The sequence below is a fragment of the Microbacterium sp. zg-YB36 genome (assembly GCF_024623575.2).
In the GTDB taxonomy this organism is placed as follows: domain Bacteria; phylum Actinomycetota; class Actinomycetes; order Actinomycetales; family Microbacteriaceae; genus Microbacterium.
This window is the reverse complement of record NZ_JANJFD020000001.1, coordinates 194,496-211,238: the sequence shown is the minus strand read 5'-3', so window position 1 is coordinate 211,238 and position 16,743 is coordinate 194,496. Positions and strand designations below refer to the sequence as shown.

The window sequence follows — 16,743 nt, the reverse complement described above, 5'->3', positions numbered from 1 at the left end:
CACCAGAAGAGGGATGCCGCGATGCGGCATCCCTCTTCTGTCGTTGGTACCGGTGGTGGGAGTCGAACCCACACGTCCGAAGACAACCGATTTTGAGTCGGTCGCGTCTGCCATTCCGCCACACCGGCAAGTACCTCAATGACGATACCGCAGGTACACAGCCTCGACTGGCCTAGAATGGAGACGTGACTGAGCTCGACGAAACCGCCACCCCCATGGCCACAGCCCCCCGACGCGTCGTCGTCGCCGAGGACGAGTCGCTGATCCGTCTCGACATCGTCGAGATCCTCCGCGACAACGGATTCGATGTCGTGGGCGAGGCCGGTGACGGTGAGACGGCCGTGCAGCTGGCCACGGAGCTGCGCCCGGACCTCGTGATCATGGACGTGAAGATGCCGGTGCTGGATGGCATCTCCGCAGCCGAGAAGCTGAGCAAGGCGCACATCGCGCCGGTCGTGCTGCTGACGGCGTTCAGCCAGAAGGAGCTCGTGGAGCGGGCGACCGAGGCCGGCGCGCTGGCCTACGTGGTCAAGCCCTTCACCCCGAACGACCTGCTGCCGGCGATCGAGATCGCCCTGGCCCGCTACGAGCAGATCATCACGCTCGAGGCCGAGGTCGCCGACATGGTCGAGCGGTTCGAGACCCGCAAGCTCGTGGATCGCGCGAAGGGTCTGCTCAACGAGAAGATGGGCCTGACCGAGCCCGAGGCATTCCGCTGGATCCAGAAGGCATCCATGGATCGCCGTCTCACCATGCAGGACGTCGCCAAGGCGATCATCGAGCAGCTCGCGCCGAAGAAGTAACCAGACACCACTTTTCGGATGAGAAACACCGCAATGCGGTGGGTCTCATCCGATTTTTGGTTTCTCGCGGGGCACCGGGCACCCCGGGCGTCGGTTCAGCGTTCCCGGATCAGGTTCGTGATGCGCACCGTCGAGCAGCGTCGCCCGGCGTCGTCGCTCACGACGATCTCGTGCACCGTCATCGAGCGGCCCAGGTGGATCGGCGTGCAGACGGCGGTGACCTGACCGCGCGTGGCGGAGCGCGTATGGGTGGCGTTGATGTCGGTGCCGACCGCCAGTCGTCCGGGGCCTGCGTGCAGGTTCGCGGCCATCGAACCCAGCGATTCGCCGAGGACGACGTAGGCGCCGCCGTGCAGCAGCCCCACCGGCTGGGTGTTGCCCTCGACGGGCATGGTCGCGACGCACCGATCGACGGTGAACTCGGTGAATTCGATCCCCATCTTGTCGGCGAGGGCGCCGAGTCCACGTCGGGAGACCCACTCGAGTCCGGCGATGGGCGCGGCATCCTGATCGGTCATGTCCTGCTCTCGGCTCAAGGTGTCCCAGCCCGAAGTTAGGCTGTCATGGTGACGGATGCCGCAAAGCCTACCCTTCTCATCGTCGACGGCCACTCGCTGGCATACCGGGCGTTCTTCGCCCTCCCGGTGGACAACTTCACCACTAAGGACGGCCAGCACACCAACGGCATCTACGGGTTCCTGTCGATGTTCGTGAACCTGCTGAAGGCCGAGAAGCCCACGCACGTCGCGGTGGCGTTCGACACCTCACGGCAGTCGTTCCGTACCCGGGAGTACCCCGAATACAAGGCGAACCGCTCCGAGTCGCCCGCGGAGTTCAAGGGGCAGATCCCGCTGCTCCAGGAGTGCCTGGCGGCGATGAACATCACCGTGCTGCAGAAGGAGGACTTCGAAGCCGACGACATCCTGGCGACCCTCGCGACGGAGGGCGCCGCCGCCGGCTTCGACGTGCTGGTGTGCTCCGGCGACCGCGACACGATCCAGCTGGTCAACGACGACATCACGCTGCTGTACCCGAGCGTGCAGGGCGTGTCGCAGCTGAAGCGCTACGACCCCGCCGCGGTGGTGGAGAAGTACGGCCTGCCGCCGGAGAACTACCCCGACATCGCCGCGCTCGTGGGCGAGACCAGCGACAACCTGCCGGGCGTGCCGAAGGTGGGGGAGAAGACGGCGGTGAAGTGGCTGACGCAGTGGGGGACGCTCGATGCCCTGCTGGAGAACGCCGACAAGATCCCCGGCGTCGTCGGCGGCAACCTGCGCGAGCACCTCGACGGCGTGCGCCGCAACCGCATGCTGAACCGCCTGCTGCGCGACGTCGAACTGCCGGTGACCCCGCAGGACCTCGCGGTGCAGCCCATCGACACCCAGGCCGTGCGCGACATCTTCGCGCGGCTGGAGTTCCGCACCCTGCTGCCGCGCGTGTTCGAGGCCGCCGGCGCCGTCGATACCGGCACGCACGAGGACACCCGTCCCGTCACCGCCGCACCCACCCCGATCGCGCCGGACGCGGCGGGGCTGTCCGACTGGTTGCAGGCGGCGCAGGGCGAAGTGTCCGTCACGGTGACGATCTCCGGCGGACTGCCGCAGCGCGTGGGTCTTGCCACCACGGATGCCGCGGCGGAAATCGACTGGAACGACGAGACCGCCGCAGTGCTCGCGCCGTGGTTCGCCTCGGCCGCACCCAAGGTCTTCTCCGACGCCAAGCCACAGGTCAAGGCGCTGCGCCGCGCCGGCGTCACCGTCGACTCGCTCGTATTCGATGCGATCGTGGCCGGCTGGCTGCTGCGCCCCAGCTTCCCGGACAAGAACCTCTCCGACCTGGTGGACCGCTACCTCGGCGAGAAGCTCCCCGAAGCCGACCCGACCCAGCTCGTGCCCGAGACCGAGGGTGCGACCCCCGGCCAGGTGTCGTGGTTCACGCTGCGGGTGGCCGAGGCGCTGCGCGCAGAACTGCCCGACAGCGTGGCATCCGTCCTCACCGACATCGAGCTGCCGACGCTGCTGACCCTCGCCGACATGGAGCTGGCCGGTGTCGCCGTCTCGCACGAGAAGCTCTCGGCGTTCTCCGGCGAGCTCGCCGAACGCGCCGAGACCATCGCGCAGCAGGCGTACGTCACGATCGAGCGGGAGGTGAACCTCGGTTCGCCCAAGCAGCTGCAGGACGTGCTGTTCGAGCAGCTCCAGCTGCCGAAGACCCGCAAGACCAAGACCGGCTACTCCACGGATGCCGCGGTGCTCGCCGACCTGCAGGAATCCAACCCGCATCCGTTCCTGGACCAGCTGCTGCAGCACCGCGAGGCCACGAAGCTGCGGCAGATCATCGAGTCGCTGGACACCGCGATCGCCGCCGACGGCCGTGTGCACACCACGTACGTGCAGACCGGCAGTCAGACCGGGCGCCTGTCCAGCACCGACCCCAACCTGCAGAACATCCCCATCCGCACCACCGAGAGCCGCCGCATCCGTGCCGCGTTCCAGGTGGGCGAGGGCTACGAGACGCTGCTGACGGCCGACTACTCGCAGATCGAGATGCGCATCATGGCGCACCTGTCAGGCGACCCCGGACTCATCGAGGCGTTCCGCTCCGGCGAGGACCTGCACCGCTTCGTCGGCGCCCGCGTGTTCGGTGTGGAGCCGGAGGAAGTCACCTCCGCGATGCGCACCAAGGTGAAAGCCATGTCGTATGGGCTCGTCTACGGCCTGTCGGCATTCGGCCTGTCCAAGCAGCTGCGCATCGAGCAGTCCGAGGCCAAGGGACTCATGCTCGAGTACTTCGCCCGCTTCGGCGCGGTGCGCGATTACCTGCGCTCCTCGGTGCAGCAGGCCAAGATCGACGGGTACACCGAGACGATCTTCGGCAGGCGGCGGCCGTTCCCCGACCTGTCCAGCCCCAACCGGGTGCTGCGCGAGAACGCTGAGCGGGCCGCGCTGAACGCGCCCATCCAGGGCAGCGCCGCCGACATCATGAAGATCGCGCTGTTCCGCATCCACGCCGAGTTCGCCCAGCAGCAGCTGCGCTCGCGCGTGCTGTTGCAGATCCACGATGAGCTCGTGGTGGAGGTCGCACCGGGGGAGTGGGACGCCGCAGAGCGGATCGTGCGCGAGCGCATGGGCGATGCCGCCGAGCTTTCGGTGCCGCTGGATGTGCAGATCGGCCGCGGCGCCGATTGGGACGAGGCGGGTCACTGATGCGCGTTTGTCCTCCGGTCCCCAGCCGCGGGTTCTAGGCTCAAGGGATGACCGAGACCTCACGGCCCACGACCCCGATCGACGAGATCGCGGATGCCTGGGTGGACACCGCCGCCGAACTCTCCCCGATCCTGGCGACCTACATCGGACGCACCGAGCACAACGGCAGGTTCGACGACCTGTCGCCCGCCGGTGTGGCGCGCGCCGCGGAGGCCGCGCGCACGACGCTGGCAGCGCTCGAAGCGGCCGAGCCCGTCGACGACGTCGACCGGGTCACGAAGGAGGACCTGACGCGCGAGCTGCGCCTGCAGCTGGAACTGCACGACGCGAAGGCCCATCTGCGCGACCTCAACGTCATCGCCTCGCCCGCACAGGATCTGCGCTCGGCGTTCGACCTCATGCCCACCGACACCGTCCAGGACTGGGGCGTGGTCTCCACCCGACTGAAGGCGCTGCCCGCGGCGATCGACGGCTACATCGAGACGCTCCGTGAAGGCATCGCGGAGGGCGTCGTGCCGGCGCGACGTCAGGTGCTGGAGGTCGTCACGCAGATCGCCCGGTACACCAGCGACACCGGGTTCTTCGCCGGCTTCGTCGCCGACGCGGCACCGGCCGAGGGACACCTACCCGCGTCCCTGGCCCGGGAGCTCACCGACAACAGCAACGCCGCCCGCGTCGCGTACGACGAGCTGTCGTCGTTCCTGTCGAACGAGCTGGCCCCCGAGGCCTCGGAGCAGGACGCGGTGGGGCGCGAGCTGTACGCCCTGCACTCCCGGCGGTTCCTCGGCGCCGAGATCGACCTGGACGAGACGTACGAGTGGGGGATCGAAGAGCTCGCCCGCATGGTGGCCGAGCAGGAGTCGATCGCGAACCAGATCTCTCCCGGTGCCACCGTGGAAGAAGCCGTCGCGCTGCTGGAAGCCGACCCCGCCCGCCAGCTGCACGGCACCGAGGCGCTGCAGCGGTGGATGCAGGAGACCAGCGACCGTGCCGTCGAGGAGCTGGGCCGGACCCACTTCGACATCCCCGAGCCGATCCGCAAGCTCGAGTGCATGATCGCCCCGACCAACGAGGGCGGCATCTACTACACCGGCCCCACCGACGACTTCTCGCGGCCGGGCCGCATGTGGTGGTCGGTACCCGAGGGCGTCGACACGTTCGACACCTGGCGGGAGCTGACCACGGTGTATCACGAGGGTGTTCCGGGTCACCACCTGCAGATCGCGCAGGCGGTGTACAACCGCACCCAGCTGAACTCGTGGCGCCGGCTGCTGGCCGGCACCAGCGGGCACGCCGAAGGGTGGGCGCTGTACGCCGAGCGTCTCATGGAGCAGCTGGGCTACCTCGACGACCCCGCCGACCGCCTGGGCATGCTCGACGGGCAGCGTATGCGTGCCGCCCGCGTGGTGCTGGACATCGGCGTGCACCTGCAGAAGCCGCGTCTGGACGGCACCGGCACGTGGGACTTCGACTACGCGCTGGAGTTCATGCGCCGGAACGTCAACATGTCCGACGAGTTCGTGCGGTTCGAGGTCAACCGTTACTTCGGGTGGCCGGGACAGGCACCGTCGTACAAGGTCGGCCAGCGCATCTGGGAGCAGCTGCGCGACGACGTCGCCGAGCGCGAAGGCGCGGACTTCTCGATCAAGCAGTTCCACAAGCGTGCGCTGGACGTCGGCGGCGTGGGCCTGGACACGCTGCGCGCCGCACTGCAGGCCTGATCCGGCTCAGCGACGGGGAGTGTCGTGGAGAAGCGCCACGACCTCCTCGTCACTGGTCTGGTTGAAACGCTCGTAGAACTGCCCCACGGCCCAGAAATCCCGCACCGGCTGCACGCAGACCCAGTCGTCGGCGGCATCCGGCGGCGGACGCCACCGCGCCGGCGCCACCGGCGCTGCGAGCACGACCCGCGCCGCCCCCTGCGCGCGCACCGCCCGGCAGGCGGCCGTGGCCGTGGCACCGGTGGCGACACCGTCGTCCACGACGATCGCGGTGCGTCCGGTGAGATCCGCTTCTCCCAGCCCGTACCGGTCGGTGCGCCGCTGCAGTTCCACGCGTTCCCGGCGCTCGACGGCGGCCAGCTGGTCCGAGGTGAGCCACCGGCGGGCCACCGCCTCGTCGTTGAGCACACGCACGTCCTGCGCGATCGCGCCGGCGGCGACCTCGGACTGCGCCGGGACACCGAGCTTGCGCACCGCCACGGCCGTGAGCGGCAGCTGCAGCTCGCGGGCGACGGCGGCGGCCACCACCACGCCGCCGCGGGGGATGCCCACCACGACCGCGTCGGTGCCGCGCCAGGCCTCCAGCGCTGCCGCCAACGCGACACCCGCAGCGACCCGATCGGCGTACACGGTCACGCCTCCACCGTACGCTCGCGGCATCCGTCCGTCACGCCTGTCGCGAGCGTAGGAGATGTGGCGAAGGTAGGACCGATCGCCACCGAACCTCCTACGCTCGTCCCATCTCCTACCCCCGGCACGCCCTGGAATGCGGACGCACCCCGTAACGTTGCATGCACGTGAATAGAAAGGAGCCGCGGATGACTGGCACGGCACTGCAACTGGGACTCGACACGTTCGGCGACATCACCCGGGGATCGGATGGCGAGCTGCTGAGCGCCGCGCAGACGATCCGTCACATCGTGGACCAGGCGGTGCTGGCCGACGAGCTGGGTCTCGCGGCGTTCAACGTGGGGGAGCACCACCGCCGCGAGTTCGCCGTCTCGAGCCCCGAGATCGTGCTGGCCGCGATCGCGGCGCGCACCAGCGGCATCCGGTTGGGCACGGCGGTCACCGTGCTCTCCAGCGACGACCCGGTGCGCGTGTACGAGCGGTTCGCCACGCTCGACGCGCTGTCCGCCGGGCGCGCCGAAGTGATCCTCGGTCGCGGATCCTTCACGGAGTCGTTCCCGCTGTTCGGATACGACCTGCACGACTACGAGGTGCTGTTCGAGGAGAAGCTCGACCTGTTCTCACGGCTGCTGACAGAGCAGCCCGTCACGTGGGAGGGCACGACGCGAGCAGGACTTGCGGATGCCGATGTGTTCCCGAAGACGGAAGGCGGCCTCACCGCGTGGGTCGGCGTCGGGGGGAGCCCGGAGTCGGTCGTGCGCACGGCCCGCTACGGTTACGGGCTCATGCTCGCGATCATCGGCGGTCCGGCGGACCGCTTCCGGCCGTTCGTCGACCGCTTCCACCGGTCGCTGGAGACCTTCGGTCACGGCCCGCGCCCCGTCGGCATCCATTCGCCGGGCTACGTCGCCGAGACCGACCAGCAGTCGTGGGAGGAGGCGTACGAGCACTTCGAGGTGATGAACAACACGATCGGCCGCGAACGCGGCTGGCCCGCGTACAGCCGGCTGCGCTTCCAGCACGACGTGGGCCCCGAGGGGGCGCTGTACGTCGGATCCGCCGAGACGGTGGCACGAAAGATCGTCGACACCGTCACGATGCTGGGCGCCGACCGGTTCGACATGAAGTACTCCACCGGCACTCTGCCGCACGAGAAGATGATGCGATCGATCGAACTGTACGGCTCGGTCGTCGCCCCGCTCGTGCAGGACATGCTCGCGTCGCACTGAGTTGCCGCGGTGGGGGCCGCCGCATCAATACGATGACGGTATGACCGAAGCCGCCACAGCTCCTGCGACCGCGTCGGAGCGCCTGGACCGTCTGCCGTTCACCCGTCGGCATCTGCGGGTGCTCACCGGCTCCGGCATCGGCTGGGCGCTGGACGCGATGGACGTGGGACTGATCTCGTTCATCATCGCCGCCCTCGCCGTGCAATGGTCGCTGCAGCCACAGGAGACGGCGTGGATCGCCTCGATCGGGTTCGTGGGCATGGCGATCGGCGCGAGCCTGGGCGGCCTGCTCGCCGACCGCTTCGGGCGCCGCCAGGTGTTCGCGCTGACCCTGCTGGTCTACGGCATCGCGACCGGCGCGAGCGCGCTGGTGGGGGGCCTGGCGATGCTGCTGGTGCTGCGGTTCTTCGTCGGGCTGGGCCTGGGTGCCGAGCTGCCGGTGGCGAGTACCTACGTCAGCGAGTTCGCCCCGGCCCGCATGCGGGGCCGTCTCATCGTGATCCTCGAGGCGTTCTGGGCCGTCGGGTGGACCGCCGCCGCGCTCATCGGCTACTTCGTGATCCCCGCCTCGGACGACGGCTGGCGGTGGGCGTTCTTCCTCGGCGCGATCCCGGCGGTGTACGCCCTGATCGTGCGGTGGAGTCTGCCGGAATCGGCCCGCTGGCTCGAGCGGCGGGGACGGCTGGCCGAAGCGGATGCCGTCACGAGGTCGTTCGAGGATGCCGCACCGGCCGGGGCCGTCGCGGTCTCCGTGCGAGTCGTCCCGGTGGCGCCGACGGCGCCGCCGGCAGCCGTGCGCACCGGCGACCGGCTGAAGGCGCTGTGGTCGGCGGAGTTCCGCGTGCGCACGGCGTGCTTGTGGCTGGTGTGGTTCTGCGTCAACTTCTCGTACTACGGCGCGTTCATCTGGATCCCCACCATCCTGGTGGCTCAGGGCTACGACCTGGTGCGCTCGTTCGGTTTCACGCTGATCATCACGCTCGCGCAACTGCCCGGGTACGCCGTCGCGGCGTGGCTGATCGAAGTGTGGGGGCGGCGGCTCACCCTGTCGGTCTTCCTCGCGGGTTCCGCCGTGGCCGCCGTGCTGTTCGGCACCGCGACGGGGGAGGGGGCGATCATCGCGACCGGCATGGCGCTGTCGTTCTTCAACCTGGGTGCGTGGGGCGCGCTGTACGCCGTCACGCCCGAGATGTACCCGACGTCGCTGCGCGCCACCGGGTCGGGGTGGGCCGCCGGTGTCGGCCGCATCGCGTCGATCGTCGCACCGCTGACGGTGCCGCCGCTGCTGGCCGGCGGGGGCGCGCCCCTGCTGTTCGTGGTGTTCGCGAGCTTCTTCGTCATCGCCGCCGCCGCGGCCTGGGGACTCGCCGACAGGCGGGGCCTCGCCCTGGACGACAGGTGACCTGCGCGTAGGCTGATCCGATGGCATCCGTGCGTTACGTCGCGATCGGCGATTCATTCACCGAGGGCATCGGCGACGACCTCCCCGACGGACGCGTCCGCGGCTGGGCGGACCTCGTGGCGCAGGCGTGGGCGGATGCCGCAGGTGAACCGCTCGAGTATGCCAACCTCGCCATCCGCGGCAAGCTCATCGACGGCATCCTCGCCGAACAGCTGGAGCCCGCCCTCGCATTGAAGCCGACGCACCTGTCGTTCAACGGCGGCGGCAACGACATGATCCGCCCGCGCACGTCGATCAGGCACGTGGCCGACGGGTTCTCGCACGTGATGCGCCGGTGCGACGAAGAGGGCGTACAACTCATCATGCTGTCGGGGGCGAACCCCTCCGGCCAGCTGCCGCTGAGCCGCGTCATCCAGCGGCGCGGTGACCTGCTCACCGCCGCCGTCGAGCAGCGCGTCGCCGACCGGCCCGACGTGGTGACGGCGTTCAACTGGCCCGACCGGGAGCTGTCGACCCCGCCGTACTGGTCCGAGGACCGGTTGCACATGAACACGCGCGGGCACCACCGGGTCGCGGCGCGCGTTCTGGAGGCGCTCGATATGGACGCGCCGGAGGGGTGGTGGTCGCTGCCGCATCTGCCGCCGGTGGCCCTGCGCGGCGCGGCGTACTACCGCGCCCACGTCGGCCCGTGGGTGCGGCGACGGCTGACCCGCACCTCATCCGGGGACAACCGCGAACCGAAGCACCCGTTCTGGGTACCGGTGGAGCCCCGTCAGGAACGCACGGCGTAGGTCAGCTCGGCGAACTGGCCGTTGCGGCGCACATCTGTGAGTTTCAGCCGGTCGGCACCGAATCGGCGGGGCAGCAGCGGCCTGCCGGCGCCGAGCGTCGCCGGCGCGACCGAGACCCGGATCTCGTCCAGCAGCCCCGCGTCGACGAACTGACCGGCGAGATCCCCGCCGCCGACGACCCAGACATCCAGGTGCCCGGCCGCTTCGCGGATCTGCGACCAGTAGTCGGTGACGGGGCCGGCGGCGAACCGCACGTCGGCGCCGGGGACGGCAGGCAACTCGCGCGTCGTGAACACCCACGTGGGACGAGGACCGTAGAACGCAGGCCACTTCTCGGGGTGGGCGATGAGGTCCTCGTGGTCGAGGACCCACTGGTACGTCGTCGAGCCCTGCACCAGCACTCCGATCCCGTCGAGGAACGTCTGGAAGTCGGCATCCCCACCCTCTCCGCCGGGAACGGCGAACAGCCAATCCAGCGAATCGGCCTCGTCTGCCAGGTAGCCATCGAGCGTCGTCGCGGTGTAGAAGATCACGCGTGCCATGGGCGCCACGCTACCGGCGCGCGCCGACCCGCACAGTACCCCTGGCTGTGTCAAGCCCTCCCGGGCGAACCGGCGCCTACGAGAGGATTCCGAAGTTACCCGAACCGAAAGGAACTGCCATGAGCATCGGAGCCGGAATTGCGCTCTTCGTCATAGGAGCGATCCTTGTGTTCGCCGTCAACGTCCAGGTGGAATGGTTCAACCTCGACATGATCGGCTACATCCTGATGGGCGCCGGTGTGCTGGTGTTCATCATCGGCATCGTGCTGATGGCACGCCGCCGTTCGACCGAGACCGTCTCACGCACGGCCGTCGACCCGGTCGCCGGCGAGCGGATCACCCGTCGGTCCACCACGACGTCCGGCGACGACACCGTCTGACCCTCGCGCGGCCCGGTGCCGCCGCACGCGCGACTAGAGTCCTGGAGTGACGGATTTCGAGATGGCGCGCGTGGCCGGCGGCACCGTCACGCTGCACGATGCCCGGCAGCAGCGTCGCTGGCACGTGACCCTCGAGCCGTTCGAGATCGGGGTCTATCCCCTCACGCAGGAACAGCTCGCCGAACTGCTGGGGGAACCCGCTCCGCACCCGCGGCGTCCCGCGGCCGACGTGAGCTGGTTACGCGCCGTGCGGGTGTGCAACGCGGCATCCGAATGGGAGGGCCTCGACCCGGCGTACACCTTCGACGGCGAAGAGGTCACGTGGCACGTGGACTCCGACGGGTACCGGCTGCCGACCGAGGCGGAGTGGGAGTTCGCATGCCGCGCCGGGTCGACCGGCGCTCACTACGGGCCGCTGGACCAGGTGGCCTGGACCGCCGCCGACGGCGGCTCGGCACCGCACGACATCGGCGGCAAGCTGCCGAACCTCAACGGCCTGTTCGACACCCTCGGCAACGTCTGGGAGTGGTGCTGGGACCTGCTGGACCCGGCACGCTACGGCGACTACCGCGTCTTCCGCGGCGGCGGGTTCGCCGACGACGCGTGGAGTGTGCGCGCGTCGACCCGTCGCGGCGGAGCGCCCCGCATGCACCACGACGACGTGGGACTGCGCCTGGCCCGGGGCGGGTTCGACGCCGTCGACGCCGCGCAGGGATGGTCGGCCGCCGCAGACCGCGAGCGCGCGATGACCGACGGCCCACTGCCGCCGGGCTGGACCCCGCGGCGCTGAGCCGCGGCGCGGGCCGTCTCCCGCCGTCGGAATTCAGCCTCAGCGGCATCCACTAGTCCTTCCGGGTGGGATTTCGGCCCCACAGGCTGAATTCCGGCGCCCGGCGACCGATACCCCGCGGGAGAATCGACGTTGTGACGTTTCACCGCATCACCCCCGCCGATACCGGCATCCTGCGCGATTTCCTCCGCGACGCGGATCTGACGCTCGCCGGCCTCAACGCCCCCGCGGTGCGGCTGTGGGTCCAGCGCGACGCCGACGGGTCGATCATCGGCAGCACCGGATATGAACTGAGCGACGACGGCACGCACGCGCTGATCCGCAGCGTCGCGGTCGCGTACGCGCACCGGGGGAGCGGGGCCGGTTCCCGCCTCGCGATGTTCGCGATGGCGGATGCCGCGGCCTCCGGGGCCACCCGAGCGTGGCTGTTCTCCCGGCGGTCGGGGCCGTTCTGGCGCAAGCTCGGGTTCGCCGAGGCAGACCGCGACGAACTCGCCACCGTGCTGTCACAGACGTGTCAGGTGAGTCTCTTCGTCGAGACCGCCCAACTCGACCACGAGGTCGCCTGGTCACGTGCCGTCGCCGACCTCGCGCTTGACGCGCGCGACGGGGGCTATGCCAGCATGGCGCAATGACAGCGGTGACCGTGCGCCCGATGACCCCCGAAGAGTACGCGCAGTGGCAGACGCTGCTCGCGGAGGAGTACGCGGCCGAACAGGTCGCCGCCGGGAGGTGGCCGCAGGAGGGATCGGTGCAACGAGCGCGCGACGAGACCGCGAAGCTCCTTCCGCAGGGACTGGCAACCGAGCGGATGCTGATCCTTCGCGGTGTCGACGCCGAGGGCGTGCCGGTCGGACGCGCCTGGGTCAGTCTGGATCACCCCCGCGGCGCACCGGGGGTGGCGTTCCTGTATGACATCGAGGTCGTCGAGACCAAGCGGGGCCAGGGATTCGGCCGGGCTCTGCTCGCCGCGGTGGAGGACGCCACGCGCCGGGCCGGTGCGGCCGCGCTGGAGCTGAACGTGTTCGGAAGCAACGCCGTGGCGATCGGGCTCTACGGCTCCGCCGGCTACGACGTGGTCACGCAGCAGATGCGGAAGGCGCTGTAACCGCTGGAGGCGTGGGGGGGGGGGGGGCGGTATTGCCGGCGGCGCGCCCCCCCCGCCCCCTACCGGGGGCGCGGGGGCCCCCTCCGCTTTTAGCCCCACGGGGGCGACCAGGTGCGCGCCCCTAGAGTGGTCCCCGGCGGCATGCCCCTGATGGAAAGAGCACGACCGATGAGTGAGCCGTGGGACGAGCGCGTCGCTGCCTTCTGGCGCGATGCCGACGACGACCGGCCGGAGGCGATGCTGGCGCAGATGCAGGCCCTCATCGACGAGCGCGGCGCGGAATCACCGGAGGCGCTGTACGAGTGGGCCTCTGTGCACGACTTCCTCGGACGCGAAGGCGACGCCGTCCCGCTCTATCGCGCCGCTCTTGAGCGCGGGTTGGCGGGGGAGCGGCGGCCGCAGGCGGTCGTGCAGCTGGCCAGTTCGTTGCGGAACGTGGGCGAAGCGGATGCCGCGGTCGCACTGCTGCAGGATCACCCGGGCGATACGGTGACCGGCGCTGCCCCGCGGGCGTTCCTGGCGCTGGCGCTACGAGACGCCGGCCGTCCGGACGAGGCGCTCCGGGTGGCGCTGAAGGCCCTCGCACCCACGTTGCCGACGTACCGGCGGGCCGTCGAGGCCTACGCCGACGCGCTGGTGGACTCCGACCCGGCTCGCTGATCCCCTGCGGGGCGTCGGAATTCAGCCTGAGAGGCGCATCGCGCGCCGCCGCGAGGCTTTCCAGCCCGCACAGGCTGAATTCCGACGCTGCCCGAGAGTTAGTCGCGTTCCACCGGCATCCACAGTTCGCAGGTCGCCGAGCTGAAGTCATCGGCGCGGTCGAGCACGGCGACGATAGACGGGCCGGGACGCAGCCGCCACGGGTTCGAGGGGAACCAGTCGGTGGCCGTCGCAGCCCATGTGGACTGCAACGCGGCAGGGTAAGGGCCCGTGACCGGGAACACCACCCAGGCCCCGGTGGGAACCTCGATCGCCGTGAGGTCCTCGGGCACAGGCGTCGCTGCGCTGACGGCGACCCCGTGCAGGTAGGTCAGCTCGCTGCCTTCGGCATAGTCGGGGTCGACGTCGGCGCTCACCTGCAGCAGCCCGGCCGGCTCAGCGTCGCTCAGTCCCTTGAGGCGGTCATGCTCGGCGGCTGGCAGTGACGCGATGTGCGCCTGGATGTCTGGATTGACGCCCTGGTGAATCAACGGCACGCGAGCCGCGTGGCCGATCAGCCGGAATGCCGGACGGTCGGTGATGCGAGTGTCCATGGGGGTAGTCCCTTCTACGGTCAGGCGGAACCTGAGCTGCGGTTGTGTCCGAAGGGGGCCACCATTGCGGCGCACGTCGCCAGGACTGACGCCGTGCACCGCGCGGAACGCGCGGCTGAACGCCTCGGTGGAGCCGTATCCGCAGCGCACCGCGATGCCGAGCAGCTCACCGTCGCCGAGGACATCTGCGGCAGCCACCGACATGCGACGGCGACGGATGTACTCGGACAACGGCATGCCCGCCAACGATGAGAACATCCGGCGAACGTGGTACTCCGTCGTGCCGAGCATGCGCGCGAGGCCGGCGATGTCGATCTCCTCGGTGAGGTGATCCTCGACGTACTCGACGAGCCGATTCAGCACTGCGATCACGGTTTCCCCTTTCGGCATCCAGCCTGCAAGCCCGCCTCCGCCGGCATCCGACTATCGCGGTCCGATTCAATCGCGTCGATGGTGGATGCCGCGAGGCCGCAGACGTCGAGATGATTGCCGCGCCGCGCTTTGGCTATTTCCACCGGAACACTCCACTCAGCCATCGAGTCCACGGCCGTGATTTCGACACTGGAGTTCTGACGTATCCAACGTCACCGGCCTGGATCGGCTGCGGACGCCGAGCGGACGTACAGCCCAGCCTGGCTACGGTGGGCATATGAGCACCCACATCGCCGCAGCACCCGGCCAGATCGCCCCCGTCGTCCTGTTTCCGGGGGACCCGCTGCGGGCGAAGTGGATCGCCGAGACCTTCCTCGAGGATGCCAAGCTCTACACCCAGACCCGCGGGATGCTGGGATTCACCGGCACCTGGCAGGGCCACCGCGTCTCGGTGCAGGGCTCGGGAATGGGCCAGCCGTCGATGGCCATCTACGCCACCGAGCTGTTCGAGTCGTATGACGTGCAGACGATCGTCCGCGTGGGGTCCTGCGGGGCGCTGACCGAGCGGTTGGCGGTGCGGGACATCATCATCGCCAACGGCGCCTGCACCGACGCCGGGATCAACCGCACCCGATTCCACGGCCTCGACTACGCACCCGTCGCCGACTTCTCCCTGTTGCGGGCGGCGGTCGAAGCGAGCGAGAGCGAGCCGCCGGCATCCGCCGTGCACGTCGGCCTGCTGCTGTCGAGCGACCAGTTCTACAGCACCCGCCCCGAGCTCAACGACCCGTTCGTGCGACACGGCGTGCTGGGCGTGGAGATGGAGACGAGCGGTCTGTACACCCTCGCGGCCTATTACGGCCGGCGCGCGCTGAGCATCTGCACGGTCTCGGACCACATCGTCACGGGCGCGGAGACCAGCGCCCAGGAGCGGGAGCAGACCTTCGGCGACATGATCTCCATCGCGCTGCGAGCGGCGACCGCGGTGCGCTGACCGCGCTGCGACCGAGTTGCATCGGCGGATTCAGGATGCCGAGCGGTCGAGGTCGTCCAGCAGCCCGACCGCGGCCTTCATGTGTTCGCTGATCCAGCGGTCGTGGATCCGCTTGATGGGCAGCGGGCTGAGCGTCAGGATCCGCTCGCGCCCCTGGCGGGTCCCGATGACGAGCTCGGCGGCCTCGAGCACGCGAAGATGCTGCAGGACAGTGGTGCGGTTGTGTTCGGGGAAGAGCGCGCACAGGGCTCCCGTCGTGAGCGGGCAGTCTTTCAGTGCGTCGAGCATTGCGCGACGCACGGCGGATGCCAGTGCTCGGAAGACCCGATCATCCGCAGAACCCTTGTCAACGACTGCGTTCATGTTATAAAAATACAACATGACTCAATCGGAATTCACGGAACTCTCCTTCACCGTGTCGGGGCGCGTCGCGCGCCCGGTCGCGGAGGTGTACGAGGCGGTCGCGGATCCGGAGCAGCTGTCGCGGTATTTCACCACCGGGGGAGCGAAGGGCCGACTGGAGGCGGGCGCCGACGTCAGCTGGGACTTCCACGACTTCCCCGGCGCGTTCCCGGTCACCGTGGTCGAGGCCGACCCGCCCCGCAAGATCGTCATCCAATGGGGCGGCGAGGCGACCAAGTCAGGCGCGGACTACACCACGACGACGTTCACCTTCGAACCACTCGATGAGGACACTCGCACGCTCGTGACAATCACGGAATCCTCGTGGGCGCTGAGCACTGATGGCGCGAGGAACGCGTTCGACAACTGCGAGGGGTGGACCACCATGCTCGCGGCCATGAAGGCCTGGATCGAATACGGGATCAACCTGCGCGAGGGCTTCTACACCTGATCCCCACGACTCGGCGCGGCAGCACCGTAGCGGGCGACGATCGTCCGAGCGGCTTCGTCGACGGTGCGGCGCTTCTCCTCATCCGTGAGCGACCAGGTGCCGTGCACCAGGTAGGGCCAGAACACGACCGTGGCGATCATGCCGAGGAACTGCGCCGCGGCGACATCGAGATCGTCCACGCTCGCGGAGCCGTGCGCGTTCGCCGTCTGGAAGTAGCGCCTCAACGCGCTGAGCACGGGCAGTGTGCCGAAATCGAAGGTCCGCTGGCGCAGCTCGGGGAACCTCGCGGACTCGGCGATCACCGCCCGCATCAGGTCCACAATTCGGGGCCGGGACAGCAGTTCGGCGTACGCCGATCCGAGGTGCACGAGCCCCGCGTGGAAGTCCTCGGGCGTCGGCTCCGCGAACTCGGATGCCGGCGTGTCACCCGCCGCGAGCGCGGTTGCCTCGAAGAGCTCGGCCTTCGTCGGAAACTGCTTGAACAGGGTCGCCTTGGAGACGCCGGCACGCTCGGCGACCCGGGCCAACGACGTCCGGTCGTAGCCGAACTCGAGGAACAGATCGGTGGCGGCGTCGAGGATCACCGCCCGGTTACCGGAGGAGATCTGGCGGTGGTACGCAGAGAGTTCGCGTGGCATCCACCCAGTATGACCTAAAGGCGAGTCGGTT

At 69.3% G+C, this 16,743-nt stretch carries 19 protein-coding genes and 1 tRNA gene; 13 read left to right on the top strand and 7 right to left on the bottom strand.

What is annotated here, in order from left to right; all coding sequences use genetic code 11:
* Nucleotides 1-44: 44 nt before the first annotated feature.
* Nucleotides 45-128 (bottom strand) — tRNA-Leu (locus NQ151_RS01065).
* A gap of 87 nt (nucleotides 129-215) precedes the next feature.
* On the opposite strand from NQ151_RS01065, the gene NQ151_RS01060 reads away from it, so the two are divergent.
* The gene (locus NQ151_RS01060) at nucleotides 216-803 is read left to right on the top strand and encodes an ANTAR domain-containing response regulator (protein WP_257493765.1); all 588 of its coding nucleotides are present in this window, start codon (nucleotides 216-218) and stop codon (nucleotides 801-803) included.
* A 95-nt stretch (nucleotides 804-898) separates the two neighbouring features.
* Here NQ151_RS01060 and NQ151_RS01055 read toward each other — a convergent pair whose 3' ends face one another.
* Nucleotides 899-1,321: a hotdog fold thioesterase gene (locus NQ151_RS01055; RefSeq protein ID WP_257526747.1), complete on the bottom strand. Its 423-nt coding sequence runs from the start codon at nucleotides 1,319-1,321 to the stop codon at nucleotides 899-901.
* Nucleotides 1,322-1,369: 48 nt separating this feature from the next.
* On the opposite strand from NQ151_RS01055, the gene polA reads away from it, so the two are divergent.
* Both polA and NQ151_RS01045 read left to right on the top strand, forming a co-directional pair.
* A complete protein-coding gene (gene polA, locus NQ151_RS01050) occupies nucleotides 1,370-4,009 on the top strand; it encodes a DNA polymerase I (RefSeq protein ID WP_257526746.1) in 2,640 nt (879 codons plus the stop codon).
* 47 nt (nucleotides 4,010-4,056) lie between these two features.
* Nucleotides 4,057-5,730, top strand: a complete 1,674-nt coding sequence (locus NQ151_RS01045; RefSeq protein WP_257509864.1) for a DUF885 domain-containing protein — start codon at nucleotides 4,057-4,059, stop codon at nucleotides 5,728-5,730.
* A gap of 6 nt (nucleotides 5,731-5,736) precedes the next feature.
* Here the strand turns inward: NQ151_RS01045 and NQ151_RS01040 are convergent, their stop codons facing one another.
* Nucleotides 5,737-6,366 (bottom strand): phosphoribosyltransferase, encoded by a 630-nt coding sequence (locus tag NQ151_RS01040; RefSeq protein WP_257509865.1) that lies wholly within the window; start codon nucleotides 6,364-6,366, stop codon nucleotides 5,737-5,739.
* Between the two features lie 182 nt (nucleotides 6,367-6,548).
* Between NQ151_RS01040 and NQ151_RS01035 the strand changes: the two genes are divergently transcribed.
* The 3 genes from NQ151_RS01035 to NQ151_RS01025 are packed head-to-tail and all read left to right on the top strand — an operon-like array spanning nucleotide 6,549 to nucleotide 9,782.
* Nucleotides 6,549-7,589, top strand: coding sequence for an LLM class flavin-dependent oxidoreductase (locus tag NQ151_RS01035; RefSeq protein WP_257526745.1), 1,041 nt, complete (start codon nucleotides 6,549-6,551; stop codon nucleotides 7,587-7,589).
* 40 nt (nucleotides 7,590-7,629) lie between these two features.
* Nucleotides 7,630-8,991, top strand: a complete 1,362-nt coding sequence (locus NQ151_RS01030; RefSeq protein ID WP_257509867.1) for an MFS transporter — start codon at nucleotides 7,630-7,632, stop codon at nucleotides 8,989-8,991.
* A gap of 20 nt (nucleotides 8,992-9,011) precedes the next feature.
* Complete coding sequence (locus NQ151_RS01025; RefSeq protein ID WP_257509868.1) at nucleotides 9,012-9,782, top strand: SGNH/GDSL hydrolase family protein; 771 nt, start codon at nucleotides 9,012-9,014, stop codon at nucleotides 9,780-9,782.
* Here NQ151_RS01025 and NQ151_RS01020 read toward each other — a convergent pair.
* Entirely contained in the window at nucleotides 9,764-10,324 is a 561-nt protein-coding gene (locus NQ151_RS01020) for a dihydrofolate reductase family protein (RefSeq protein WP_257526744.1), read from the bottom strand. The two genes, NQ151_RS01025 and NQ151_RS01020, sit on opposite strands and share 19 nt — an antisense overlap.
* A gap of 119 nt (nucleotides 10,325-10,443) precedes the next feature.
* On the opposite strand from NQ151_RS01020, the gene NQ151_RS01015 reads away from it, so the two are divergent.
* The 5 genes from NQ151_RS01015 to NQ151_RS00995 all read left to right on the top strand — a co-directional run bounded on the left by NQ151_RS01015 (nucleotide 10,444) and on the right by NQ151_RS00995 (nucleotide 13,262).
* Entirely contained in the window at nucleotides 10,444-10,704 is a 261-nt protein-coding gene (locus NQ151_RS01015) for a DUF6458 family protein (RefSeq protein ID WP_257509870.1), read from the top strand.
* Nucleotides 10,705-10,750: 46 nt separating this feature from the next.
* A complete protein-coding gene (locus NQ151_RS01010; protein ID WP_257526743.1) occupies nucleotides 10,751-11,494 on the top strand; it encodes a formylglycine-generating enzyme family protein in 744 nt (247 codons plus the stop codon).
* Nucleotides 11,495-11,628: 134 nt separating this feature from the next.
* Nucleotides 11,629-12,129, top strand: coding sequence for a GNAT family N-acetyltransferase (locus NQ151_RS01005; protein WP_257526742.1), 501 nt, complete (start codon nucleotides 11,629-11,631; stop codon nucleotides 12,127-12,129).
* Nucleotides 12,126-12,602 carry a GNAT family N-acetyltransferase gene (locus NQ151_RS01000; RefSeq protein WP_257526741.1) on the top strand — a complete coding sequence of 159 codons (477 nt, stop codon included), beginning with the start codon at nucleotides 12,126-12,128 and terminating at the stop codon, nucleotides 12,600-12,602. The genes NQ151_RS01005 and NQ151_RS01000 overlap by 4 nt, the downstream gene beginning before the upstream one ends.
* A gap of 168 nt (nucleotides 12,603-12,770) precedes the next feature.
* Nucleotides 12,771-13,262 (top strand): tetratricopeptide repeat protein, encoded by a 492-nt coding sequence (locus NQ151_RS00995; protein WP_257526740.1) that lies wholly within the window; start codon nucleotides 12,771-12,773, stop codon nucleotides 13,260-13,262.
* A gap of 98 nt (nucleotides 13,263-13,360) precedes the next feature.
* Here the strand turns inward: NQ151_RS00995 and NQ151_RS00990 are convergent, their stop codons facing one another.
* Nucleotides 13,361-14,227: an AraC family transcriptional regulator gene (locus NQ151_RS00990; protein WP_257526739.1), complete on the bottom strand. Its 867-nt coding sequence runs from the start codon at nucleotides 14,225-14,227 to the stop codon at nucleotides 13,361-13,363.
* Between the two features lie 277 nt (nucleotides 14,228-14,504).
* Between NQ151_RS00990 and deoD the strand changes: the two genes are divergently transcribed.
* The gene (deoD, locus tag NQ151_RS00985) at nucleotides 14,505-15,221 is read left to right on the top strand and encodes a purine-nucleoside phosphorylase (RefSeq protein ID WP_257526738.1); all 717 of its coding nucleotides are present in this window, start codon (nucleotides 14,505-14,507) and stop codon (nucleotides 15,219-15,221) included.
* A 30-nt stretch (nucleotides 15,222-15,251) separates the two neighbouring features.
* On the opposite strand, the gene NQ151_RS00980 is transcribed toward deoD, so the two are convergent.
* Nucleotides 15,252-15,584 carry an ArsR/SmtB family transcription factor gene (locus tag NQ151_RS00980; RefSeq protein ID WP_257509878.1) on the bottom strand — a complete coding sequence of 111 codons (333 nt, stop codon included), beginning with the start codon at nucleotides 15,582-15,584 and terminating at the stop codon, nucleotides 15,252-15,254.
* Between the two features lie 16 nt (nucleotides 15,585-15,600).
* On the opposite strand from NQ151_RS00980, the gene NQ151_RS00975 reads away from it, so the two are divergent.
* Nucleotides 15,601-16,074: an SRPBCC domain-containing protein gene (locus tag NQ151_RS00975; protein WP_257526737.1), complete on the top strand. Its 474-nt coding sequence runs from the start codon at nucleotides 15,601-15,603 to the stop codon at nucleotides 16,072-16,074.
* Here NQ151_RS00975 and NQ151_RS00970 read toward each other — a convergent pair.
* The gene (locus NQ151_RS00970) at nucleotides 16,065-16,712 is read right to left on the bottom strand and encodes a TetR/AcrR family transcriptional regulator (protein ID WP_257526736.1); all 648 of its coding nucleotides are present in this window, start codon (nucleotides 16,710-16,712) and stop codon (nucleotides 16,065-16,067) included. The genes NQ151_RS00975 and NQ151_RS00970 overlap by 10 nt on opposite strands.
* Between the last annotated feature and the right edge of the window lie 31 nt (nucleotides 16,713-16,743).